This is a genomic window from Gordonia sp. p3-SID1431, from assembly GCF_025143765.1.
GTDB lineage: Bacteria > Actinomycetota > Actinomycetes > Mycobacteriales > Mycobacteriaceae > Gordonia > Gordonia hongkongensis.
Window position 1 is genome coordinate 1 of record NZ_JAMBDT010000084.1, and the last position, 22,733, is coordinate 22,733.

The following is a 22,733-nucleotide window of genomic DNA, read 5'->3' on the forward strand; positions in this document are numbered from 1 at the left end:
CGGTTCCCCGCCGAGTCCCGGACTGCTGTCGCCACGACCCGACCGGCATGCGACTGTTGACGTCATGACTGCTGACAGTGCGGACGATGTTCTCCGGGAATCATTCGGCAAAGGACTCGACGGCGTCCTGGGACTCGAGGTCGTCGAGGCCGGGCCGGACCGGATCGTGGCCACGATGGAGATCACCGAGCGCCATCATCAGCCGTTCGGCATCGTGCACGGCGGTGTCTATTGCGCGGTCGGTGAGAGTGTCGCCAGCATGAGCGGTTTCCTCTGGCTGCAGGACTCCGGGATCGGCGGCACCGCCGTCGGGGTGAACAACAACACTGACTTCCTCCGGTCCGTCCGCGCCGGCACGGTCACCGCGACGTCCACCCCGATCCACCGGGGCCGTCGCCAGCAGCTGTGGGCTGTCGACATGGTCGACCAAGACGGAAAGCTGCTGGCCAAATCGCAGGTGCGGCTGCAGAACATCGAGGTCACATAGGCCGTTGAGGCCCGCGTCACCCCATCGCCACTCGGCGCGCCGACCCCGTGTCGGCATGGCAGGATGACCCCTACTGCCCGGCCGGACCCACCGAACAGACCGTCCGGCCGAACACTCTCGAGGAGCGCTCCCGGTGCGACTGTCGCCGCATGAACAAGAACGGCTGTTGATCTCATACGCGGCCGAGCTGGCCCGGCGGCGACAGGGGCGCGGCCTGAAGCTCAACCACCCGGAGTCGGTCGCGCTGATCACCGATCACGTCCTGGAAGGCGCGCGCGACGGCCGGTCGGTGGCCGAGCTGATGACCTCCGGCCGCGAGGTGCTCCGACGCGACGACGTCATGGACGGGGTGCCGGAGATGCTGCACGACGTCCAGGTGGAGGCGACCTTCCCCGACGGCACCAAGCTGGTGACCGTGCACGACCCGATCGCCTGACGCCCCGCGATCGGGGCACCGTCCGAGGTGGATCGTGGCGCCCAGCGCCCGTCCATCGAACACCAGCAGTCCAGAGGAGACCGAAATGTCGGGTACGCATCCCGGGCCGCGATCGACGCTCGTGCCGGGTGAGGTCATCGCGGCCGACGGGACCATCGAGCTCAACGCGGGTGCCGACGCCGTCGAACTGCGGGTCGTGAACTCCGGCGATCGTCCGGTGCAGGTCGGCAGTCACGTGCACTTCCCGCAGTCGAATGAGGCACTGGTCTTCGACCGCGCCTGTGCGCACGGCCGTCGCCTCGACATCCCGGCCGGGACCGCGGTGCGGTTCGAGCCGGGTATCGAGATGACCGTCGGTCTCGTCCCGCTCGGCGGAACCCGCGAGGTGTACGGGATCTCCCTGGCGCCCCCCGGCGTCTGCGGACCGGTCGACGCCGTCCGTACCGACGAGAGTGAGTGACGCATGGCCATCCTGGGACGCGACCGGTACGCACAGCTGTTCGGCCCGACCACGGGCGATCTGATCCGCCTCGCCGACACCGATCTGCTCATCGAGGTCACCGAGGACCTGTCGGGCGGACCGGGTCGCGCCGGAGACGAGGCCGTCTTCGGCGGTGGCAAGGTGATTCGCGAGTCGATGGGACAGAGCCGGGCGACCCGCGCCGACGGCGCCCCCGACACCGTCATCACCGGCGTCGTGGTCCTCGATCACTGGGGAATCATCAAGGCCGACCTGGGAATTCGGGACGGTCGCATCGTCGCGATGGGCAAGGCGGGCAATCCCGACACCATGGACGGGGTGCATCCGGACCTGGTCATCGGGCCGTCGACCGAGATCGTCGCCGGCAACGGCAAGATCGTCACCGCCGGCGCCATCGACTGCCATGTGCACTTCATCTGTCCGCAGATCATGGACGAGGCGCTGGGTAACGGGATCACCACCGTGATCGGCGGCGGTACGGGTCCGGCCGAGGGCAGCAAGGCCACCACCGTGACACCCGGCGCGTGGCATCTGGCCTCGATCCTCGCCGCGACCGATCACTGGCCGATGAACATCGCGCTCCTCGGCAAGGGCAACACCGTCAGCGCCGAGTCGATGCACGAGCAGATCCGCGCAGGCGCTTCGGGTTTCAAGCTGCACGAGGACTGGGGCAGTACGCCCGCGGCCATCGACGCCTGCCTGCGGGTGGCCGACGAGACCGGTGTCCAGGTCGCGCTGCACTCCGACACCTTGAACGAGGCCGGGTTCGTGGAGACGACCCTCGGCGCGATCGCCGGTCGCGGCATCCACGCCTACCACACCGAGGGCGCGGGCGGCGGTCACGCGCCGGACATCATCACGGTCGCGGCCTACCCGAATGTGCTTCCGTCGTCGACGAATCCGACGCGCCCGCACACGGTCAACACACTCGACGAGCACCTCGACATGTTGATGGTCTGCCACCATCTCAACCCCACCGTGCCGGAGGACCTCGCCTTCGCCGAGAGCCGGATCCGGCCGTCCACGATCGCGGCCGAAGACCTCCTGCACGATCTGGGCGCCATCTCGATGATCGGCTCGGACTCGCAGGCGATGGGCCGGATCGGCGAAGTCGTGCTCCGGACGTGGCAGACGGCGCACGTGATGAAGCGCAAACGCGGATCGCTGCCCGGCGACGGTCGGGCGGACAACAATCGCGCACGGCGTTACATCGCTAAGTACACAATCTGTCCGGCGCGTGCGCACGGCTTCGACGACGAGATCGGTTCGGTCGAGGTCGGCAAGCTCGCCGACCTCGTGCTGTGGGACCCGGCGTTCTTCGGGATCCGGCCCGATCTGGTCATCAAGGGGGGCGCCATCGCGTGGGCGGCGATGGGCGACGCCAACGCCTCGATCCCCACGCCGCAACCGGTCTTCCCGCGCCCGATGTTCGGCGCCGCACCGAAACTCGCGGCCGCCACGTCGGTCAGCTTCGTCGCCCCGGGTGTCGACGCCGATCTCGCCGGGCGCGTCGGGGTCGACCGCAGGCTCGTCCCGGTCAAGAACACCCGCGGCGTCGGGAAGGCCGACATGGTCAACAACGACGCCTGCCCGACGATCGAGGTCGACCCCGACACGTTCACGGTGCGGGTCGACGGTGAGGTGTGGGAGTCCGAGCCCGTCGCCGAACTCCCGATGGCGCAACGGTATTTCCTGTTCTGATGCGACCCGACGATACGAACCCGGGCGCCTCCGCGCCGCTGGCGATGATGCTGGCCCTGGCGGATTCGCGTCTACCGGTGGGCGGGCACGTCCACTCCGGCGGCGTCGAGCAGGCGATCACCGACGGATTCATCTGCACCGCAGGCGATCTCGCGTCCTTCCTGTACCGCCGGGTGACCACGAGCGGTCTCGTCGCGGCGTCGGTGGCGGCGGCCGTGGCCGGCGGCGGGCTCGACGTGCCCCGCGCGCAACGCGAAACCGATGCGCGCACACCGTCGGCGGCCGCACGGAAGGCGTCGCTGGCGCAGGGCCGGGGGATGGTGCGGCTGGCGCGGCGGATGTGGCCGGACGCCGACTGGTCGGCCCACCGGCCGTCGACTCACCTCCCGGTCATCAGCGGGTCGATCGGCGCGGTGTCCTCGCTGTCGGGTTTTCACACGGCCCTGATCCTCGTGTACACCACGATGAGCGGGTCGGCGACCGCCGGCCAGCGCCTGCTCGCACTCGACCCGGCCGACGTGTCGATCATGATCGCCGAACTCGGTCCCGAGTGCGAACGCGTCGCCGCCGAGGCCGCGGTCGGCCTGGCGGACCTGTCCGATCCGGTGCTCGACATCTTCGCCGAACGCCACGAGCGGCAACCGATGCCGCTGTTCATGTCCTGACCACCGCCCCACCCATCCCGTGACCCGGCGAAGTCGCCGTCGCGAACCGAGAGGAGTTCCCATGCCCCCGCATCTCATCGACGGGCAGCCGCACACCCACGACCACAACCGGCCGCGCCGCAAGCGCGAGCCCGGCGAGGCGCTGCGCATCGGTGTCGGTGGCCCGGTCGGATCGGGCAAGACCGCGCTGGTGGCCGCACTGTGCCGACAGCTCCGGGACGAGTTGTCGGTCGCCGTGTTGACCAACGACATCTACACGACCGAGGACGCCGACTTCCTGCGCCGCAACGCTGTTCTGCCCGACGAACGGATCACCGCCGTCCAGACCGGCGGATGTCCGCACACCGCCATCCGGGACGACATCACCGCCAATCTCGACGCCATCGATGATCTCGTCGAGGCGAACCCGCCGCTGGATCTGATCCTCGTGGAATCGGGCGGCGACAATCTCACCGCGACGTTCTCGACAGGTCTGATCGACGTGCAGATCTTCGTCATCGACGTCGCGGGCGGGGACAAGGTGCCCCGCAAGGGCGGACCCGGCGTCACGTTCTCGGACCTGTTGGTGATCAACAAGATCGATCTGGCCGAACGCGTCAACGCCGACCTCGACGTCATGCGGCGCGACGCGGCGAAGGTCCGCGAGGGCCGGCAGACCGCCATGATCTCGCTGACTCAGGACCCGGCCGCGACGGATGTGCTGGCCTGGGTCCGGGCCCAACTGGCGGCCCCGGTCGCCGCCGGGTGACGATGCGCACCGAGGTCGACATCGTCGCCACCGTCGAGCGTGGCGTGCGTCATCGGGCGGTCGGGGGACTGGGCGTGCGGGTGACCGCGCCGGGCCACGTTCAGCTGATCGGCACCGCCGCCACGCCGCTCGGTGGTGACGAGATCGTGGTGCGCATCGAGGTCGAACCGGGTGCGCAGTTGCGAGTCGGCAGCGTCGCGGCGACGATCGCGCTGCCGGCCCGCGACCGTCCGGACTCGTCGGCTCGGTGGGAGATCGCCGTCGGCGACGGTGGTCGCCTGCGCATCGACCCGCAACCGACGGTCGTCGCCGGTGGCGCGGTCCACCGCTCGGACATCACGGCACGACTCGCCGCCGGCGCCACCCTCGATCTACACGAGCACGTCCAGATCGGCCGGGCGGCGAGCATGACGGACGCCACCCTGGTCGACCGCGACCGGATGGGTGCCTGGACCGGGGGTCTGCGCGTCGAGGTCGACGATCAAGTGGTGCTGGTCCATCGGCTCTCGCTCGGTCAGGGCACACCCGCGGGGGCCGCGGGCCACCGGGCGGCGAGCAGCGTATTCCGGTACCCCGACAACCGGCCCGGCGACGTGCACGGGACCGAGTTCGCCGCGCGTCTCCAGCTGGCCGGCGGCGCCAGTCTGACCACCGCGCTCGGGACCTCGGTCAGCACCGCGCGGCGGCTGGCCGACGGCCTGGAGATCGACTCACTGGCCGTCGTGCCGTAGACGACCGCCGGCGGGCCGGCCGCCGTCCGCGGATCAGCTGGCCTCGGCCTCGGATTCCTTGCCGTCCGCGTCCTTGCCCTCGGTGGGGACCGAGCCCGTCGCCCCGGGAGCGGTCGACGCGGTGTCCACCGTCCCGGCATCGGTCTTCGCCGGTTCCGCATCGGAGGTCTCGCCGGCCTTCTCGAGCGCCGACAACTGGCCGATCGCGGTGCGCGCGTAGACCTGCTGCTCGGTCACCGCGAGCTGCGAACGGCCGCGCGTGGTGAACGCGAAGAACCAGTTGATCAGGGTGTTCAGGCGGTTGCGGAACCCGACCAGATACACGAGGTGCAGCGCCAGCCAGCCGAGCCAGGCGAAGTAGCCCTCGGTCTCGAAGGTCTTCTTGATGCCGGGGATCGGGACCTGCATCACCGCGGAGTACCGCGAGATGGTCGCCATCGAGCCCTTGTCGTAGTAGCTGAACGGCTTGCGCTGGTCGGGGGTCTGCCCCTTCAGCTCGGCCTTGATGGCGTCCGCGGCATAGCGGCCGCCCTGGATCGCGCCCTGCGCGACGCCCGGCACCCCGTCGACGGCCATCATGTCGCCGACGACGAACACCTCGGGATGGCCGGGGATGGTCAGATCGGGAAGCACCTTCACCCGGCCGGCGCGGTCGAGTTCGACGCCCGACTGCTCGGCGAGCTGCTGGCCGAGCGGACTGGCCTGCACACCGGCCGACCACACCTTGCACTGCGACTCGATGCGGCGGGTGGTCCCGTCCTTCTCTTTGACGACCAGGCCGTCGTAGTCGACGTCGACGACCATCGCGTTCAGCTGGATCTCGACGCCCATGCGCTCGAGGCGGGCCGCGGCCTTGCCACCGAGCTTCGGGCCGAACGGTGGCAGGACAGCCGGCGCGGCATCGAGCAGGATCACCCGGGCCTCGGTCGGGTCGATGTTGCGGAACGCGCCCTTGAGGGTCTTGTCGCTCATCTCGGCGATCTGGCCGGCCAACTCGACACCGGTGGGGCCCGCGCCGACGACCACGAAGGTCAGCAGCTTGGCGCGCTCGGCGGGGTCGTGGGACAGCTCGGCCTGCTCGAAGGCTCCCAGGATCCGACCGCGCAGTTCGAGTGCGTGGTCGATGGTCTTCATGCCGGGCGCGTACTCGGCGAAGTGATCGTTGCCGAAGTACGACTGATCGGCGCCGGCGGCGACGATGAGGTCGTCGTACGGGGTGACCGTGATGCGCTCGAGCAGGCGGGAGGTGACGGTCTTGGCCTCGAGGTCGATGTCGTACACGTCACCCATGAGGACGGCGGTGTTCTTCTGCTTGCGCAGGACCACGCGGGTCGCCGGTGCGATCTCGCCCTCGGCGACGATGCCGGTCGCCACCTGGTAGAGCATCGGCTGGAACAAGTGGTGAGTGGTCTTGGCGATCAGCGTGACATCGACATCGGCCTTGGCCAGTCGCTGGGCGGCGAACAATCCGCCGAAGCCCGAACCGATGATGACCACTTTCCGACGGGTCGTGGCTGCTCCAGCGGGGGCCTGGACGGCGGGGCTGCTCATCTCCAGACATCTCCTTCCAGGTCGTTGGGCGACGGTCGTGCGGACTTCGGCGGACCGAATGGGGTGCTACCCGAGGGGGCCGTGTAGCGCCGGGGCCGGAGTACGACCGTGCATGTTCTCAACGGTAGTCAATGATGATCCGATGGGCGCGGCCAGAGGGGTGTTGCGCTCACGCGGTGAGACCCCCGGCCGACGACCATCGTTGCGATCGCTGCTGCCAGTCGGCCCGTAGGAGCTCGTATTCGACCTCGGACCGGTCGCGGTCCGGGTGGATGGTCAGCAGCTCGGCCGAGTCCGCGGCGTCGTCGCAGAGGTGGATGGCGCAGAGCGTCATCCCGAGCTTCTCCATCACGCGGCGCGACGACGCGTTGCGGGCGACCGTGCTCGCGAACACGCGCTCGGTGCCGAGGTGGTCGAACGCGAACGCGACGAGGGCGAACGCCGCCTCGGTCGCGAGGCCGCGGCCCCACACCGTGCGCCGGAGGCGATAGCTCAGTTCGAGCTCGGCTCGGTTGCTGTGCCGTGGTGTGCGCAGCGAGATCCAGCCGAGGAAGGCGGCGGTGGCGGGGTCGCACAGGATCCAGGTGCCGGTGCCGTGTCTGCGGTGTTCGGTCTCGGCGCGGGGGACCACCCAGTCCTCGATCACGGCGCGCGGTGTCGCGGCACCGCCGCTCACGTACCGCATGACCTCGGGATCGCTGTCGAGGTGGACGAGCTCGTCGACATCGACGGCGGACACCGGGCGCAGCCGAGCCCGTGCCGTGTCGATGTTCACCCGAGCCCCTCACCGCGCGCGGGGGTGCGCGCACCGCTTCGCCTGACGTCCTGCCCCGGCGAGTGAGTCTACGGTCTGGTCGGCTGTGACTCCTGCAGTTCGTCCTACGCGTGTCCCGCACTAAGATCGCGCCGTGGCCCCCCACCGAGATGCCCCCGACCCAGATGCCCTCGATCCCGAGGCAACCGCAGCCGGTTCCGCCGGACCGGACTACGTCCTCGACATCCCGGTCGCGCTGCGCTGGGGCGACATGGACATCAACAACCACATCAACAACGTGCAGATCTCCCGGATCTTCGAGGAGAGCCGGGTGCGTTCGTTCTATGAATGGATGCCCGACCGGCCGCGGAAGTTCTCGTTCCTCGTCGCGCGTCAGGACATCGAGTTCTCCGCTCCCGTGCACTACTCGCTCGACCCGGTGCACGTGCGCACCTGCATCGGACGCGTGGGCCGGTCGTCGTTCGTCATGGCGCTGCGCCTGTTCGACCAGTCCGGGACGCTGTGCGCCACGGCCGAGACCACGATGGTCGTCGTCGACCCGGACACCGGCCGGCCCACCCCGATCCCCGACGACGCCCGGCCGCTGCTGACCGCGCGCCTCGGCGAGCCGGTGCGTTTCCACACGCCCCGGTCGAACGCCGCGGGCTGACCGGGCCGGGCCCCGGAGTCACAGTCGTCCGATGCTCATCCTGCACCGCGCCGAACGCACCGACACGCTGGCCGATGCGCTGGCCGAGGTCCTCGCGCACCCGCTGGGCGACCCGATGCGCCCGGAGATCGTGTCGGTTCCCGCCGCGGGAGTCGAGCGGTGGCTCGCCCAGCATCTGGCCCGACGCCTGGGGGCAGGGGCCGGCGACGACGGGATCGCGGCCAACATCGATTTCACCGGACCGCCCCGCCTGGCTGACGCCATCGTCGCGGCGGTGCTCGGTGATACGCGTCTGAACACCTCGGGCTCGCTGACGGCGCCGGACGATCCGTGGCGCGCGTCCGAACTGACGTGGCCGGTGCTGCGTGTCCTGGACGACCGCGTCGACGACCCCGCGCTCGACGTGATCGCGCGGCACATCGGCGCGGGCGACACCTCCTCGCCCCGGATCGGGCGCCGCTACGCCACCGCACGCCATCTGGCCGAGTTGTTCGACCGGTACGGGCGGTCGCGCCCGTCGCTGATCGCCGACTGGGCCGCCGGCCACGATCTCGACGGTGCCGGCCGCCTCCTGCGGGACGACCTGGCGTGGCAGCCCGGGTTCTGGCGCGCGGTCCGCGCCGAGATCGGCCGGCCACATCCCGCGGAGGATCTCGCCGCGGTCTGCGATCGGCTGCGCACCGACCCCGCGGCGGGGGGATTGCCGGAACGACTGTCGGTCTTCGGGCCGACGCGGATCACCGAGTCGTTCCGTCAGATCGCCGCGGCCGCGGCCGTCCACCACGATGTCCACCTGTTCGTGCCCCACCCGAGTCCGCGGCTGTGGGCGGAACTCGGTGCCCTGGTCAACCTCGACTCCGGCAACGGGGTCCCACCGCGACGCGGGGAGTGCGAGCTCCCCGAACTGCGAAACCCCCTGCTCGCCGGTCTCTCCCGTGATCTGCAGGAGCTCCAGTCGCGGCTCGCTCCGATCGTCGATCGGGACCTCCACCATGTGCCGCGAGAGTCGGTGCTCGGCGATACCGCGCTGCACGTCGTCCAGTCGGGGATCCGCGACGACCTCGCGCCCGCGCCCGGCCTCGCCGACACGTCGGACCCGACCGTCTCCGCGGACCCGTCCGTCGAGGTTCACGCGTGTCACGGGCCCGAGCGGCAGATCGAGGTCCTGCGGGATCGGTTGCTGCATCTGTTCGCCGCCGATCCCGAGCTGCAGCCGCGCGATGTCCTCATCATGTGCCCGGACGTCGAGACCTTCGCACCCCTGATCCGTGGCGCATTCGGACAAGCGGGGCTGCCGCATCCGGCGTTCGACCTCCGAGTGCGGCTCGCCGACCGTGGCATCCGCCACGTGAACCCGATCCTCGACGTGATCGTCGGAGTCGTGGAGCTGGCCGCGGGCCGGGTGACCGCAGGCGACGTCGTCGACCTCCTCGGCGCCCCGCCGGTAAGAACCCGGTTCGCGATGACCGACGACGACCTGGATCTGATCCGGGAATGGCTGGCGCACAGCAACGTCCGGTGGGGGATAGGCGTCGCCGAACGCGCCCGCTACGGTCTCGAACGGTTCCGCCAGGGCACCTTCGACGCCGGCCTGGACCGCATCGCCCTCGGCGTCGTCGCCGAGGAGGCCGACGACGAATGGCTCGGTACCGCACTGCCGCTCGCCGGAGTGGAGAGTACCGGCATCGATCTCGTCGGCAGGTTCGACGAGTTCCTCGACCGACTCGGTCGGGTGCTGGCCGAACTGCGGGAAGCCGCTCCCGCGCACCGATGGGCGGAGACGCTCATCGACGCCGTCTCGTCGCTGACGGCGACCGAGCCCGCCGAGGATTGGCAACGGGCACAGGCCATCCGAATGCTCAGCGAGGCCTTCGGGGACACCCGACCGGTCGAGCCGGAGGAGGTGCTGCGTCTGGCGGACGTGCGGGACCTCCTGTCGGCGCTGGTCGCCGGCCGGCCGACGCGCTCGAACTTCCGCACCGGAGAGCTGACGGTGTGCACGATGGTGCCGATGCGCTCGGTGCCGCACCGGGTGATCGTGCTGCTCGGGATCGACGCCGAGGTGTTCCCGCGTGTCCAGCGTATCGACGGGGATGACGTACTCGGCGTCGATCCGCTGGTGGGCGAACGCAATCCGCGGGACGAGGACCGGCAGTGTTTCCTCGACGCGATCTGCGCCGCGCAAGATGCCCTCCTCGTCTTCTACAGTGGCGCCGACCCCGTCTCCGGCCGGCGGATCCCGCCCGCTGTGGTCGTGAGCGAACTGGTCGACACGCTCACCGGTCTGACCGGCGTGAGTCCCGTTCGCCGGCATTCGCTGCACGGGTTCGACGCGCGGAACTTCACCCCCGGTGGCGTGCCGGGAATCGCGGGGCCGTTCAGCCACGACGCGTCGATACTTCGCGGAGCCGAGGCCTTACGCGAGCCGACGCGGCGCGTGGTGGTCGCCGCTGCCGAGGTGCTGCCCGCGCCGGAACGGACCCCCGACACCGAAGACATCGACCTCGCGACCCTCATCGACTTCCACGTGGACCCGATCGTGGCGTTCGTCCGCCAGCGCCTCGGTGCCCGCATCCCCGACGACGACCGGCCACACGACGACCAGCTCGACGTCGAACTGGAACCACTGGACAAGTGGGGGATCGGCGACCGATTCCTCTCCCGGATGCTGACCGGGGTGTCCATCGGGGAGTGCGAGGCGGCCGAGCTCCGGCGCGGCACGCTGCCGCCATTCGCCTTCGGCACCCGTGAGCTCCGCGCGATCTCGCGGACGGTCACGCGGCTGTACGGCGTCGTCGAGCCGTTGCGCACAGGGACTCCCACGACCCTCGACGTCCTGGTCCGACTACCCGACGGCCGCCGGGTGCACGGAACGGTCGGTGACGCGTTCGGCGACACCGGGCCGGCCGCGTTGGTGCGGCCGACGTACTCCAAGCTCAAGGCCAAACAGCAACTCAGCGGCTGGATCACGCTTCTCGCGGTGGCCGCCGCCGCGACCCAGGGCAATGCCGCGGCGCGGTCGGTGGACTCGGCGGTCCTGATCGGGCGGGCCCCGCGAGGCGGCGGGACCAGCACCATCAGACTCCGGCGCCCCGAGGACCCGGTGCCGTTGCTCCACGACCTCGTCCGGCTTCGCGACGAGGGTCTGCGTCGTCCGCTGCCGCTGCCGCTGGAACCCGCGTACACGTTCGTCGAGAACGACGGGCCCGGCCGGCGCAGCACGTTCTCGCTCGCCAACGCCCGCCGGAACTTCGACGACAGATTCGGTGCCGCGCACGACCCGCATGTGAAGCTCGCATTCGGCGGGGACGTGCTGGCCGAGGTCGATTTCGACGACCTCCTCGACAGCGCGACGCCCGACCATCGCACCGTCGGCGGTGTCGAACTGCCCATGGCCGACGACGAACCGTTGTTCGCCGGGCTGGCGCGAACCGTGTGGGTGCCACTCGATGAGCACCGGGAGGGCACGTGAGACGGCCGGCCACCTTCGACGTCACCGCCGACCTGCCGGATCACACCACGGTCCTGGAGGCGAGCGCCGGAACCGGGAAGACCTACGCCATCGTCGGACTTGCCGCCCGGCACATCGCCGAGGGAGTCCCGATCTCGGAGATGCTGCTGGTGACCTTCAGCCGGGCCGCGACCGCCGAGCTGCGTGAACGCATGCGAGACCGCGTGCGCGAGTTGCTGGACGGACTCGACCGTCCCGGTGCCGCCCCCGGCCACGACGCGCTGCTGCAGATGCTGGCGCAGGGATCACCGGACGAGGTCGCCACCCGTCGTCGCAATCTCGCCCGCGCTCTGAGCGACTTCGACGCGTCGACGATCGCGACCACCCACACGTTCTGCAACCGCATGCTGGAGGCGCTGGGCTTCCTGGGTGAGCGTGAACTGGTCTACTCGATCGTCGAAGAGGTCGACGAACTCACCGAAGAGGTGGCGCTGGACCTCTACCTGCGCGGTTTCTGGGCAAGCGACACACCGGAATTCGACTTCACCGAGGCGCAGTCGATCGCCCGCGACGCGGTACGCCAGGCGTCGGTCGCACTGGCGCCGGACACCTCCGAGTCGATCGACGGGCCGGGTGCCGATGCGGTGGCCGCCCGCCGGGTGAGTTTCGCGTCCGCGGTCCGCCGCATCGTCGAGGCGCGCAAACGTGATGCGCGCGTACGGACCTACGACGACCTGCAGGCCATCCTGCAACGCATCGTGACCGACCCGGTGGTCGGCGAACGCGCGTGCGAACGTATCCGCAACACCTTCACCGTGGTCCTGGTCGACGAGTTCCAGGACACCGACCCGTTGCAGTGGGACATTTTGCGCCGGTGCTTCCACGGCCATCGCCGACTCATCCTCGTCGGCGACCCCAAGCAGTCGATCTACGGATTCCGCGGTGCCGAGGTCCTGAGCTACCTCGCCGCGGTGTCCTCGGCCGACACCTTGCAGGCGCTCGACGTGAACCGGCGATCCGACGGCGCGCTCGTCGACGCCCTCGGACATCTGTACGGCGAAGCGGCGCTGGGACATCCGGGCATCGTGGTGCATCCGGTCTCGGCGGCACACCCGGGCAGCCGGCTCGACGGTCGTCCGCCGCTACGCATCCGCGCGTTCCTGCGCACCGACTTCACGTCCCGTAACGCCTACAACCTGCCCGCGGTGAAGGACGTCCGCGACCGGATCGCGGTCGATGTCGCCGACGACATCGCGCAGACCCTCGCCCAGGGCGCTCGGCTCGAGGTCGACGGAGCCTCCCGCCCGGTGGATCCCGGCGACATCGCGATCCTGGTGCGGCTCAACAGCACCATCGAACCGCTCCAGCGGGAGCTCGCCGAGCGCGGCATCAACTCGGTGATCGGGTCGGGGGTCAACGTGTTCTCCACGACCGCGGCCCAGCACTGGCTGTGGGTGATGCGTGCCGTCGAACAACCCTCCCGCGCGGACCGCGTGCGGTTGGCGGCGCTCACGACCCTGCTCGGCTGGTCGATCGAGAAGGTGGCCACCGCAGGCGAACCCGAGGTCGCCGAGCTCGGGGCCGAATTGGCATCGCTGGGACGGGTGTTCGTGCAGGGCGGGTTCGCCGCGATGGCGCAGCGCCTGCTCGACTCGCACGGTGTCGCCGCGCGCGTCCTGGCCACCGAGAACGGTGAACGCATCCTCACCGATCTTCTGCAGGTGTCCGCGCTCTGCAACAAGCACGTGGTCGAGACCTCGGCGGGAGTCAGTGGCCTCGTCGAGTGGCTGGCCGAGCGGATCGCCGACACGTCCGCGCGCCAGCGATACGAGGACCAGAGTCGGCGCCTCGACCGCGACACGCAGGCCGTCCAGATCATGACCGTGCATGCCAGCAAGGGCCTGCAGTTCCCGATCGTCTACGTGCCCTACGGCTGGGACGGGACGTGGATCGGCGACCGCGGCAACATCACCTACCACGACGAGTCGGGTACCCGGCGTCTCGATGTCGGTGGCGCGCAGGCGCCCGGCCGCGCGGCGCGGCGCAGGCGGTACGCCGAGGAGACGGCCGGCGAAGACCTCCGGCTGCTCTACGTCGCGCTGACGCGGGCGCAATCGCAGGTCGTGGCGTGGTGGGCGCCGTCGATGAACACAACGAGCGGGCCGCTGCACCGGCTGATCTTCGGGCGCGATACCGCAACCCGAATCCCTTCCGAGACCGGCGAATCGGTGTGGTCGGTCGCCTCCGACGTCCCCATCCCCGACGACGACGCCACGTGTGTCGGCGTCCTACGTACCCTGACCGGGCGCGATGCCGCGATCTCGGTCGAGCCCGCCGGCCGGATCGAGGCCGGTGCGGTGGCGGCCCCGCCGCACGCCGATGTCGAGCCGGCGACCCTCGGGGTCGCGCGGTTCCGGCGCGCCATCGATCAGGAATGGCGTCGCACGTCGTACTCGGCCATCGTCGCCGATGTCGCGCACGGCGCACCCGGGGCACCCGCCGGTTCCGTCGTCACCACCGGTAGCGAACCGGCCGACGACATCCTCGGTGACGAGCCGGCCGGCCCGGTCGAGCTCGACGAGCCGCCCGCCGAGGGTCACCGAGCGGGAACGCCGTCGCTGATGAACGGCCTGCCCTACGGGGCGACGTTCGGCACCCTGGTGCACGAGGTCCTCGAATACGTCGACACCTCGGCGCCCGACATCGAGACCCATGTGCGCGAATTGTGTTCGCGCGCACTCGGGGTCCTGCCGGCCGACATCGACGCCGACGTACTGGTCGCCGCGCTCGTCGGCGTCCTCACCACGCCACTCGGTTTCGGCGATCTCTGGGGCGTCGAGCCGGGAGATCGCCTCGCCGAGCTCGACTTCGAGCTCCCGCTGGGGCCGCCGGATCGCGCCCCCGGCGCCCGTGGGGCGACGCCGGGGGTGTTCGCCGAACTGCTGGACCGGTATCTGCCCGACGACGATCCGTTGCGTGACTACGTCGATCACCTCCGCGAGCTCCCCGATCGTGAACTGCGCGGCTTCCTGACGGGCAGCATCGACTCGGTGCTGCGCACCCCGGACGACCGCTACGTGGTCGTCGACTACAAGACCAACCGCATCCGGGCGGGGGACCTGGTCGTCGAGGACTTCGACACCGCGGCCATGGCAGGCGAGATGATCGCCGCCCACTATCCGCTGCAGGCGATGCTGTATTCGGTTGCGCTGCACAGGTATCTGCGCTGGCGCGTCGTCGGCTACGATCCGGTCCGGCATCTCGGCCCGGTGCAGTACCACTTCGTGCGCGGCATGGCCGGGCCGGGCACGCCGCCCGGTTGCGGCGTGTTCGAGTGGGATCTGCCCGCAGACCTGATCCTCGCATTGTCCGATGCACTGGCGGGAGCGTCCCGATGACCGTGTCCGACGTCCAGGTGGTGGAGTGGGCCACCGGTGTGCTCGCCGAGTGGAACGAGGCCGGAGTCCTAGCCGCCGCGGACGTGCACATCACCGACCGTCTCGTGACGATGTGCGCCGAGCCGGTGTCCGAGACCGCGCGTCTCGGCGCCGCGCTGGCGGTCCGTGCGGTGCGGCTCGGTTCGACGTGCCTCGCGCTGGACCGTTTGGGCGAGCTGGCCGGCGACGACACCGCCGACCTCACCATCCCGTCGTCCGATGCGGTGCTCGACGCACTGCTCGAGAGCCCGCTCGTCGCGGGCAGCGAGGCGGGTCCGTTGCGTCCGTTGGTGGTGCGACGGTCCATCGATGGGCCGCTGGTGTACCTCCAGAAGTACTTTCGGCAGGAACAGACGATCCGCGAGACGCTGGCCCGCCGCGCACAGACGACACCCGTGGTCGAAGCCGATGCGCTGCGCGCTGCGATAGCCGCCGTCTACACCTCGCCCGAGGACGGGCACCTGCAGAAGCTGGCGGCAGCGGTCGCCGCGACCCGCTGGACCACCGTCCTGGCGGGCGGTCCCGGCACCGGCAAGACCTACACGGTCGCACGCATTCTCGCGGTACTGGACGCCCTGCAGGGACCCGGCCTCCGTATCGGACTGTGCGCGCCGACGGGCCGGGCGGCGGCTCAGCTGCAGGCCTCGGTGGAAGCGGAGTCGACGGTTCCCGTCACGGCGCACGCGGTCACGCTCCACTCGTTGCTCGGCTGGCGCCCGGGTGCCAACCCGAGGTACGGCCGCGGGCGGACACTGCCGCACGACGTCATCGTCGTCGACGAGACCTCGATGCTGTCGATGACCGCGATGAGCCGTCTGCTCGACGCAGTCCGTCCGGATGCACGGGTGATCTTCGTCGGTGACCCGCATCAGCTCGCGTCGGTCGAGGCCGGAGCGGTGCTCGCGGATCTCGTCGAACGGGCGGATGTCGCTGGAGTGCAAGGAGATTCGGGAACCGTGACGGCGGTATCACAGGCCGCGCTCGAGGCGGTGGGCCTGGATGCTGATCATGAACTGGAACCCGAGGACACCGATCATCTCGCCGGTGGCGTGATCACCCTGCGGCGCCAATTCCGTTTCGGCGGCGGCATCTCGCGGGTCGCGGCGGCCGTGAACGCCGGTGACGCAGACGAAGTCCTGAGACTGGTCGCCGCGGACGACGTCCCGAACGTCGAACTCGTGGCGCCCGACGACCTCGATGCCGTCCGTGCCGATCTCGTCGAATGGGGCCGGGCGCTGCGGGCAGCGGCCCGTCGTGCCGATGCCGACGGGGCGCTCGACGCGCTCGACGCCCACCGGGTGCTGTGCGCGCACCGGGAGGGGTCATGGGGTGTCCGTGGCTGGTCGGCCAGGATCACCGAGTGGCTGGGCACCGCCGGCGCCGAGCTGGCCGGATGGTATGCTGGACAGCCCATCCTGGTCACCGCCAACGACCGCCAGACGGCGACGTTCAACGGCGACACGGGCGTGGTGATCGCCGATCCCGAGGGCCGGACGCAGGGGGCCGACGGCGTCCGGGTCGCCTTCCGTCGCGGCGGATCGGTGCGACTCCTGCACCCGACGCAGCTCGCCGACGTCGTGTCGGTTCACGCGATGACCATCCACCGCAGCCAGGGCAGCCAGTTCCGACAGGTCACGGTGATCCTCCCGCCCACGGGCTCAGAACTGCTCACCCGGGAGTTGCTGTACACCGCCATCACCCGCGCCCGCGACCACGTGCGGATCGTCGGGACACCCGAGGTGCTGGCCGCGGCGGTCGCCCGCCGCGTGCAGCGGGCCAGCGGTCTGCGATCGGCGGTGACGCCGTTCGACGACCGGGATGATCGAGCGACGCCGCCTCCCGGCACACCCACCCCGTTTCCGTGAACCCACCCGGTCCGAGCGCGGTGGGAATCCGGAAAAGGGGTGGGTGTGCGGGCCGCGGCACCTCCCGGTCGACCCGACACCGCCTAGATCAGGTCGCAACCACCGGGGACGAGGTCGCGGCGCTGATAACACTCGACGCCGAGCAGCTTCTCCTGGATGTCGTCGGGCAGCGACATGAAGCCGGAGATGGCCCGGCTGCGATCGATCTCCGAACGGTGGGCGGTGACGGCTGCCCTCTTGCGGGCCGCGAGATCCGACACGTCGACCACCACGTCGATCTCCGACTCCGGAGTGCCGGGTAGCTGCTCCCGGGGGATGTCCGCGAACAGACTCTCCGCGAGGATGTCCATCATCCACTTCGGGATGGTGGCGAAGTACAGCGAACGCACGCGCCAGGCCGGCCCGGCGCGGTGATAGAGCTTCGTCGACGCCGCCGCGTCGGCCGCCGCGCACGCGAGCCGGTGCGCGTGGACGTGGTCGGGGTGACCGTAGATACCCAGCGGGTCGTAGGTGATCACGATGTCGGGTTGCACTGCCCGGATGTGGTGGGTGAGCGCACGGACCTGTTCGTCGAACGACGCCTCGCACAGCCGCTGCGCATCGGGTGCGGATTCTGGTCGCCGGTCGTCGGCATAGCCGAGCATGATCGGCGGGCGCGGCATGCCGAGGATGTCGACCGCGTCGGCGAGTTCGCGGTGCCGGACGGTGCCGTCGGTCCAGGTGCACATCACGAGGTCGACCTCGCCGCCGGCGTCGGTGTGACGCGCGATCAGGCCACCGGTCCACAGTGATTCGTCGTCGGGGTGCGCGTGCACCAACAGCAGTCGGGGTGTGCCCATCCACCTGGCTTCCTGATCGTTCCCGCACGGCACGGATGTCGTGCGGGGTAGTCGGTCCCCGACCCAGGGTAGCCACACCACCGCTCGGTAAAGTCGGTGTCCGTCACACGTGTCGCACCGGGGCGGAGATGTTCGTCCGTCCGGTGCACGAGAACAGAACATGGAGGTCTGCGATGAGCGCTCAGCCCGAAGTCCACGAGTTCCAGGCCGAGACCCGGCAACTGCTGGATCTCATGGTCCACTCGATCTACTCCAACAAGGACAGCTTCCTGCGCGAGCTGATCTCCAACGCATCCGACGCACTGGACAAGTTGCGGCTGGAGTCCCTGCTCGACAAAGACCTCGACGTCGACACATCCGACCTCCACATCACGCTCGACCCCGATGCCGAGGCCCGGACCCTGGTCGTCGCCGACAACGGCATCGGCATGACCCGCGACGAGGTCGTCGGCCTGATCGGCACGCTGGCCCGGTCGGGCACGGCCGAGTTGCGCCGGTCGCTCGCGGACGCCCGCGCGAACGGGGTGTCCGACGCGGCGGCCGAGGAACTGATCGGACAGTTCGGCATCGGCTTCTACTCGACGTTCATGGTCGCCGAGAAGGTCACGCTGGTGACCCGTAAGGCGGGGGAGAGCACCGGCACCCGCTGGGAGTCGACCGGCGACGGAACCTACACGATCGACGACGTCCCCGACGCGCCGCAGGGCACCTCGGTCACGTTGGCGCTCAAGCCCGTCGACACCGAGGATCACCTCTACGACTATTCGGATCCGACCAAGCTTCGCCAGCTCGTGAAGCGGTACTCGGACTTCATCGCGTGGCCGATCCGGATGGACGTCGAGAAGACGGTTCCGGTGGAGACCCCCGACACCGAGGCCTCCGACGCCGACGACGCGGACGAGAAGAAGGCCCCGGAGACGAAGACGGTCGTCGAGGCCGAGACGATCAACTCGATGAAGGCGCTCTGGGCCAAGTCGCGCTCGGAGGTGACCGACGAGGAGTACCAGGAGTTCTACCGGCACGTCTCCCACGCCTGGGATGCGCCGCTGGAGACCATCACGCTGCAGGCCGAGGGCACCTTCGAGTACCAGGCGCTGCTGTTCATCCCGACGCAGCCACCGTTCGACCTGTTCATGCGCGACGGCAAGGTCGGGATCCACCTCTACGTCAAGCGCGTCTTCATCATGGACGACTGCGCCGAACTGATGCCGGAGTACCTGCGCTTCGTCAAGGGTGTCGTCGACGCGGCCGACCTGTCGCTGAACGTGTCCCGCGAGATCCTGCAACAGGACCGCCAGATCCGCGCGATCCGTCGCCGGCTCACCAAGAAGGTGATCTCGACGGTCACCGAGATGCGCGCCGGCCGGCCCGACGACTACCGCACGTTCTGGGATGCCTTCGGCCGGGTGTTCAAGGAAGGTCTGGTCAACGATCCGGACAACCGCGAGGCGCTCCTCAAGGCCTCGTCGTTCGCGACCACCCACTCCGAGGACGAACTGACCACACTCGCCGACTACATCGGCCGGATGAAGAGCGGTCAGGACACGATCTACTACATGACCGGCGAATCGCGTCAGCAGATCGTGAACTCGCCGCACATGGAAGCGTTCCGCGCGAAGGGAATCGAGGTTCTCGTCCTGTCCGATCCCGTCGACGAGATGTGGGTCTCGGCGGGTGCGGAGTTCGACGGCAAGTCGTTCCAGTCGATCGCCAAGGGCGCCGTCGACCTCGACGGTGACGACGAGGACGCCGACGATTCCGCCAAGGAGGAGCAGAACAAGACCTACGCCGACCTGCTGGGGTGGCTCACGAGCACCCTCTCCGACGACGTCAGTGAGACGCGACTCTCGTCGCGCCTCACCGAGTCGCCGGCGTGCCTGGTCGGTGACACGTTCTCGATGTCTCCGCAGCTGGAGAAGCTCTACCGGGCGTCCGGTCAGGAATTCCCCAAGTCCAAGCGGGCACTGGAGCTCAACCCTGATCACCCGCTCGTCGCCGCGCTGAACAAGGCCTACGGAGCCGGGGATCACGAACAACTGGTGCCGACGGCGAAGCTGCTGTACGGCATGGCCGTCATCGCCGAGGGCGGTGAGCTCGACGACCCGGCCGAGTTCGCGAAGCTGTTGGCCGGTCGTCTCACCGAATCGTTCGCGGCGAGCGGACCGTCGGCCGGTTCGGAGTCCTGATCGGTCTGTCCAGACCACGGGTACGCCGCGCGTGAGCCGCCGAAGACGGATCGTCGTCTTCGGCGGCGTCGCGTCCGTCCTGGCAGTGGTGCTGGTCGCCGCGCTCGTCGTCGGGCTGGCCCGCGAGGACGAGCGGGCGACCACCCCGTCCGAGGCGGTGCAGACCTATCTCGACGCGCTCGCCGATGCCGATGCCGACGCGGCTCTGGGTGTCATCGACCCGCGCCCCGACACCCGGTTTCTGTCCGACAACGTCCTGCGGGCTCAACGCGCCGCGGCGCCGCTGGGCGACATCGAGGTCAGGCCTGCTGCCGACGGCGCGCCGGAGGAGAACGTCCGGGCGAGATACCGGATGGGTGCCCGGGTCATCGACACCGAGATCCGGACCGTACGGGTCGCCGACGGCTGGGCCGTCGTCGACGGCGCGATCGCGGTCCGGATCGAGTCGCTACGGGTCGTGCAACCGACGTTCTTCGGCGGCGAGGTCGAGGAAGGGGACACGGTGCACGTGTTCCCTGGACCGCAGCGCTGGGGCTCCCGCGACACCGACTTCGTCGCGCGCGTCGCGGACGACGATCCTCCGACCACGCCGCGAGGACCCATGTCCGTCCGCGTCGTCGGCGAACTGAGCGCCACCGGCGCCGGAGCCGTCAGCGATTCGGTGTCGGCGCACCTGACCGCGTGTGCGGCGTCGACCCAGGCCGATGCGGGTCGGCAGGTCGCGGGCTGTACCCAACGGTTGTACCGCTCCGCGGTGGACGGCAGTGTGCGGTGGACGGCTCCGAAAGACCTGTCCGGGCTGCGCTATCTGCTCCGTGATCCGGGTTCGGATGCGAGGGGGGACAGCAGTCGGGACGGGTCGGATCTGGGTGTCGTCGACGTCGTCGGCCCGGTGCGCTGGCGGGTGTCCTACACCCCCGAGTACGACGCGGACGGCCCCCGGGTGGAGACCGTCGACGAGCAGTACCTCGTGGGCCATGTCGACCTCACCGAGAGCGGTCCCGAGTTCGTCACCGACGGCTGACCCACCGACTTCCGACCAGGGTGGGGTCAGCGCGGTCGCAGCCGGAACACCGGGATGCGGCGGTCGGTGCGCTTCTCGTACAGATCGAAGTTCGGCCACACTGCCCGCAGCGTCTGCCAGGCCGCGTCTCGCTCGGCGTCGACCAGTTCGGTGGGCACCGCCTTCGACACCTCACCGTGGACGATGATCTCGATCTCGTCGGCAGCGCGGAGGTTGAAGACCCATGCCGGCATCTCGGGACCGCCGAAGTAGGAGCCGGCGATCAACCAGTCCGACCCGTCCGGGACGGCCAGGAGTTGCGTCGTCCGGATCGCACCGCTCTTGCGGCCCGGGACCCGGATCGTGATGTTCGGCAGATCACCGATGTCGAGCAGGCTCAGCCGCTGTCCTGACACAGATTGAAGAACGCTGTCGCACTTGACGATCTGCGGGAGGAAGCGAGGCATCCAGGAGATCGACCCGATCTTCACCGCGAGTCCGCGCCGCACCTTCATGCGCCCAGTGTGTCACGGGGATTCGGCGAATCGACGTCGACTCCCCGGACCCGTGTCGACTCTCCGCCGACGCCGTGACGGTTCGATGCCCGCCGGGCGGATGGGCACCGGGGTAGCGTTGCGGTCCGTGACGACCGGTGACAGCGTGACGCGCATCTTGATCGACGGCGGCCAGACCGGAACCCGCGTGCGGATCGAGACTCCCGACGGTGGTTCCGACCACGACGCGCCCCCGATCCGGACCGACCGACCGGTCGTGGAGCAGATTGCCGCAACCGTGCGGGACATCCTACGAACGGCGGAGGCGAGGTCGGGTCCCGACAAGTCGACCGGCCCGTCGGTGGTCGCGGCCGGCGTGTCCGGACTGACCCCCGGCGCCTCCCGCCCCATCGATCTCCTCGCCGCGCTCGGCGACGCAGGCGTCGACTCCGTTGCGCTCGCCCATGATTCGGTGACCGCGTATCTGGCCGCGAATCGTCACGAGTTCGGCGCGGTCACCGCGGTCGGGACGGGCGTGGTCACCCTCGGGGTCGGCCGGGGCGGTGTCTGCCGGGTCGACGGCTGGGGGTACCTCTTCGGCGACGCCGGCAGTGCCTACTGGATCGGGCGGTCGGGCATCACCGCGGCACTGCGCGCCTTCGACGGCAGGGGGCCCGAGACGGCACTCCGCGTGGCCACCGAGGAGGAATTCGGTCCGCTGGCCGAGTTGTACATGTCGGTGCAGGCCGACCCCGACCGCGTCGCACGCATCGCCGCGTTCGCCCGGGCGGTCGACGCCGCGTCGGAGGCCGGGGATGCGGTGGCCCAACAGGTCATCGACGACGCCGCCGACGAACTGGCGACGTCGGCGATGACCGCGCTCCACCGCAGCGGCCGCGGGCCCGGCGAGCCAGCACGCGTGAGCTGGGTCGGCGGCGTGATGTCGGCCAGTGATCGACTCCGAAATCGGTTCGCCGACACCATCTCTCGCCGAGCCGCGGGAGTGTCCGTGGAACCGCCGCACGGCCCGCCCTTCGACGGCGTCCGACTCCTCACCGATCTCGACGCCGCGCACCCGCTGTCCGAGCACGTCTACCGTGCGACCGATACTCCCTGATCCGAATGAAGCGACCCCCATTGCTCCCTAATCCAAAGGAACGACATAACCATTGCTCCCTGAGGTGCGAGGAGCGCCAGCGACGAGCCACGAAGGGCCTGGTGAGGCAGGTTGCGG

18 protein-coding genes are annotated in these 22,733 nt (G+C 69.8%); 14 read left to right on the top strand and 4 right to left on the bottom strand.

Annotated features, from left to right (window positions below):
- The first annotated feature begins 64 nt into the window (after nt 1–64).
- The 7 genes from M4D77_RS18210 (at nt 65) to M4D77_RS18240 (ending at nt 5,249) form a co-directional block, all read left to right on the top strand.
- On the top strand, nt 65–487 hold the full coding sequence (locus M4D77_RS18210) for a PaaI family thioesterase (RefSeq protein WP_259936905.1): 423 nt from the start codon (nt 65–67) through the stop codon (nt 485–487).
- Between the two features lie 133 nt (nt 488–620).
- On the top strand, nt 621–923 hold the full coding sequence (locus tag M4D77_RS18215) for an urease subunit gamma (protein WP_058253197.1): 303 nt from the start codon (nt 621–623) through the stop codon (nt 921–923).
- 85 nt (nt 924–1,008) lie between these two features.
- Nucleotides 1,009–1,383 carry an urease subunit beta gene (locus tag M4D77_RS18220; protein ID WP_259936907.1) on the top strand — a complete coding sequence of 125 codons (375 nt, stop codon included), beginning with the start codon at nt 1,009–1,011 and terminating at the stop codon, nt 1,381–1,383.
- Between the two features lie 3 nt (nt 1,384–1,386).
- Entirely contained in the window at nt 1,387–3,105 is a 1,719-nt protein-coding gene (locus M4D77_RS18225) for an urease subunit alpha (protein WP_259936909.1), read from the top strand.
- Nucleotides 3,105–3,770 (top strand): urease accessory protein UreF, encoded by a 666-nt coding sequence (locus M4D77_RS18230; protein ID WP_259936911.1) that lies wholly within the window; start codon nt 3,105–3,107, stop codon nt 3,768–3,770. The genes M4D77_RS18225 and M4D77_RS18230 overlap by 1 nt, the downstream gene beginning before the upstream one ends.
- Nucleotides 3,771–3,831: 61 nt before the next feature.
- Nucleotides 3,832–4,518 (top strand): urease accessory protein UreG, encoded by a 687-nt coding sequence (gene ureG / locus M4D77_RS18235; protein WP_065629852.1) that lies wholly within the window; start codon nt 3,832–3,834, stop codon nt 4,516–4,518.
- 2 nt (nt 4,519–4,520) lie between these two features.
- The gene (locus tag M4D77_RS18240; protein WP_065629853.1) at nt 4,521–5,249 is read left to right on the top strand and encodes an urease accessory protein UreD; all 729 of its coding nucleotides are present in this window, start codon (nt 4,521–4,523) and stop codon (nt 5,247–5,249) included.
- A gap of 33 nt (nt 5,250–5,282) precedes the next feature.
- On the opposite strand, the gene M4D77_RS18245 is transcribed toward M4D77_RS18240, so the two are convergent.
- Both M4D77_RS18245 and M4D77_RS18250 read right to left on the bottom strand, forming a co-directional pair.
- A complete protein-coding gene (locus M4D77_RS18245) occupies nt 5,283–6,800 on the bottom strand; it encodes an NAD(P)/FAD-dependent oxidoreductase (RefSeq protein ID WP_058253203.1) in 1,518 nt (505 codons plus the stop codon).
- A 169-nt stretch (nt 6,801–6,969) separates the two neighbouring features.
- On the bottom strand, nt 6,970–7,575 hold the full coding sequence (locus M4D77_RS18250; protein WP_065629854.1) for a GNAT family N-acetyltransferase: 606 nt from the start codon (nt 7,573–7,575) through the stop codon (nt 6,970–6,972).
- Between the two features lie 133 nt (nt 7,576–7,708).
- Between M4D77_RS18250 and M4D77_RS18255 the strand changes: the two genes are divergently transcribed.
- From M4D77_RS18255 to recD, 4 genes are read left to right on the top strand one after another with little or no spacing between them, the layout of a single operon-like run.
- Entirely contained in the window at nt 7,709–8,224 is a 516-nt protein-coding gene (locus M4D77_RS18255) for a thioesterase family protein (protein ID WP_065629855.1), read from the top strand.
- Between the two features lie 31 nt (nt 8,225–8,255).
- On the top strand, nt 8,256–11,696 hold the full coding sequence (recC, locus tag M4D77_RS18260) for an exodeoxyribonuclease V subunit gamma (RefSeq protein ID WP_065629856.1): 3,441 nt from the start codon (nt 8,256–8,258) through the stop codon (nt 11,694–11,696).
- Nucleotides 11,693–15,073, top strand: coding sequence for a UvrD-helicase domain-containing protein (locus M4D77_RS18265; RefSeq protein ID WP_065629857.1), 3,381 nt, complete (start codon nt 11,693–11,695; stop codon nt 15,071–15,073). Before recC ends, M4D77_RS18265 begins: the two co-directional genes overlap by 4 nt.
- Entirely contained in the window at nt 15,070–16,977 is a 1,908-nt protein-coding gene (gene recD / locus M4D77_RS18270) for an exodeoxyribonuclease V subunit alpha (RefSeq protein ID WP_259936916.1), read from the top strand. Before M4D77_RS18265 ends, recD begins: the two co-directional genes overlap by 4 nt.
- Before the next feature lie 83 nt (nt 16,978–17,060).
- Here the strand turns inward: recD and M4D77_RS18275 are convergent, their stop codons facing one another.
- Entirely contained in the window at nt 17,061–17,816 is a 756-nt protein-coding gene (locus M4D77_RS18275; protein ID WP_065629859.1) for a PIG-L family deacetylase, read from the bottom strand.
- A 173-nt stretch (nt 17,817–17,989) separates the two neighbouring features.
- On the opposite strand from M4D77_RS18275, the gene htpG reads away from it, so the two are divergent.
- Both htpG and M4D77_RS18285 read left to right on the top strand, forming a co-directional pair.
- On the top strand, nt 17,990–20,002 hold the full coding sequence (gene htpG, locus M4D77_RS18280; protein WP_259936920.1) for a molecular chaperone HtpG: 2,013 nt from the start codon (nt 17,990–17,992) through the stop codon (nt 20,000–20,002).
- Nucleotides 20,003–20,033: 31 nt separating this feature from the next.
- Complete coding sequence (locus M4D77_RS18285; RefSeq protein ID WP_259936921.1) at nt 20,034–21,026, top strand: hypothetical protein; 993 nt, start codon at nt 20,034–20,036, stop codon at nt 21,024–21,026.
- 26 nt (nt 21,027–21,052) lie between these two features.
- Here M4D77_RS18285 and M4D77_RS18290 read toward each other — a convergent pair whose 3' ends face one another.
- A complete protein-coding gene (locus tag M4D77_RS18290; RefSeq protein ID WP_259936922.1) occupies nt 21,053–21,520 on the bottom strand; it encodes a nitroreductase family deazaflavin-dependent oxidoreductase in 468 nt (155 codons plus the stop codon).
- Nucleotides 21,521–21,620: 100 nt separating this feature from the next.
- Between M4D77_RS18290 and M4D77_RS18295 the strand changes: the two genes are divergently transcribed.
- A complete protein-coding gene (locus M4D77_RS18295; RefSeq protein ID WP_259936924.1) occupies nt 21,621–22,616 on the top strand; it encodes an N-acetylglucosamine kinase in 996 nt (331 codons plus the stop codon).
- The last annotated feature ends 117 nt before the right edge of the window (nt 22,617–22,733 follow it).

What these genes read in the sequence shown, in the direction of transcription:
- M4D77_RS18210 (WP_259936905.1), top strand. Translation starts at nt 65, where the DNA reads ATGACTGCTGACAGTGCGGACGATGTTCTCCGGGAATCATTCGGCAAA.
- recC (WP_065629856.1), top strand. Translation starts at nt 8,256, where the DNA reads ATGCTCATCCTGCACCGCGCCGAACGCACCGACACGCTGGCCGATGCG.
- M4D77_RS18225 (WP_259936909.1), top strand. Translation starts at nt 1,387, where the DNA reads ATGGCCATCCTGGGACGCGACCGGTACGCACAGCTGTTCGGCCCGACC.
- M4D77_RS18245 (WP_058253203.1), bottom strand. Translation starts at nt 6,800, where the DNA reads ATGAGCAGCCCCGCCGTCCAGGCCCCCGCTGGAGCAGCCACGACCCGT.
- M4D77_RS18290 (WP_259936922.1), bottom strand. Translation starts at nt 21,520, where the DNA reads ATGAAGGTGCGGCGCGGACTCGCGGTGAAGATCGGGTCGATCTCCTGG.
- M4D77_RS18220 (WP_259936907.1), top strand. Translation starts at nt 1,009, where the DNA reads ATGTCGGGTACGCATCCCGGGCCGCGATCGACGCTCGTGCCGGGTGAG.
- M4D77_RS18275 (WP_065629859.1), bottom strand. Translation starts at nt 17,816, where the DNA reads ATGGGCACACCCCGACTGCTGTTGGTGCACGCGCACCCCGACGACGAA.
- recD (WP_259936916.1), top strand. Translation starts at nt 15,070, where the DNA reads ATGACCGTGTCCGACGTCCAGGTGGTGGAGTGGGCCACCGGTGTGCTC.
- ureG (WP_065629852.1), top strand. Translation starts at nt 3,832, where the DNA reads ATGCCCCCGCATCTCATCGACGGGCAGCCGCACACCCACGACCACAAC.
- M4D77_RS18230 (WP_259936911.1), top strand. Translation starts at nt 3,105, where the DNA reads ATGCGACCCGACGATACGAACCCGGGCGCCTCCGCGCCGCTGGCGATG.
- htpG (WP_259936920.1), top strand. Translation starts at nt 17,990, where the DNA reads ATGAGCGCTCAGCCCGAAGTCCACGAGTTCCAGGCCGAGACCCGGCAA.
- M4D77_RS18240 (WP_065629853.1), top strand. Translation starts at nt 4,521, where the DNA reads ATGCGCACCGAGGTCGACATCGTCGCCACCGTCGAGCGTGGCGTGCGT.
- M4D77_RS18295 (WP_259936924.1), top strand. Translation starts at nt 21,621, where the DNA reads ATGGGCACCGGGGTAGCGTTGCGGTCCGTGACGACCGGTGACAGCGTG.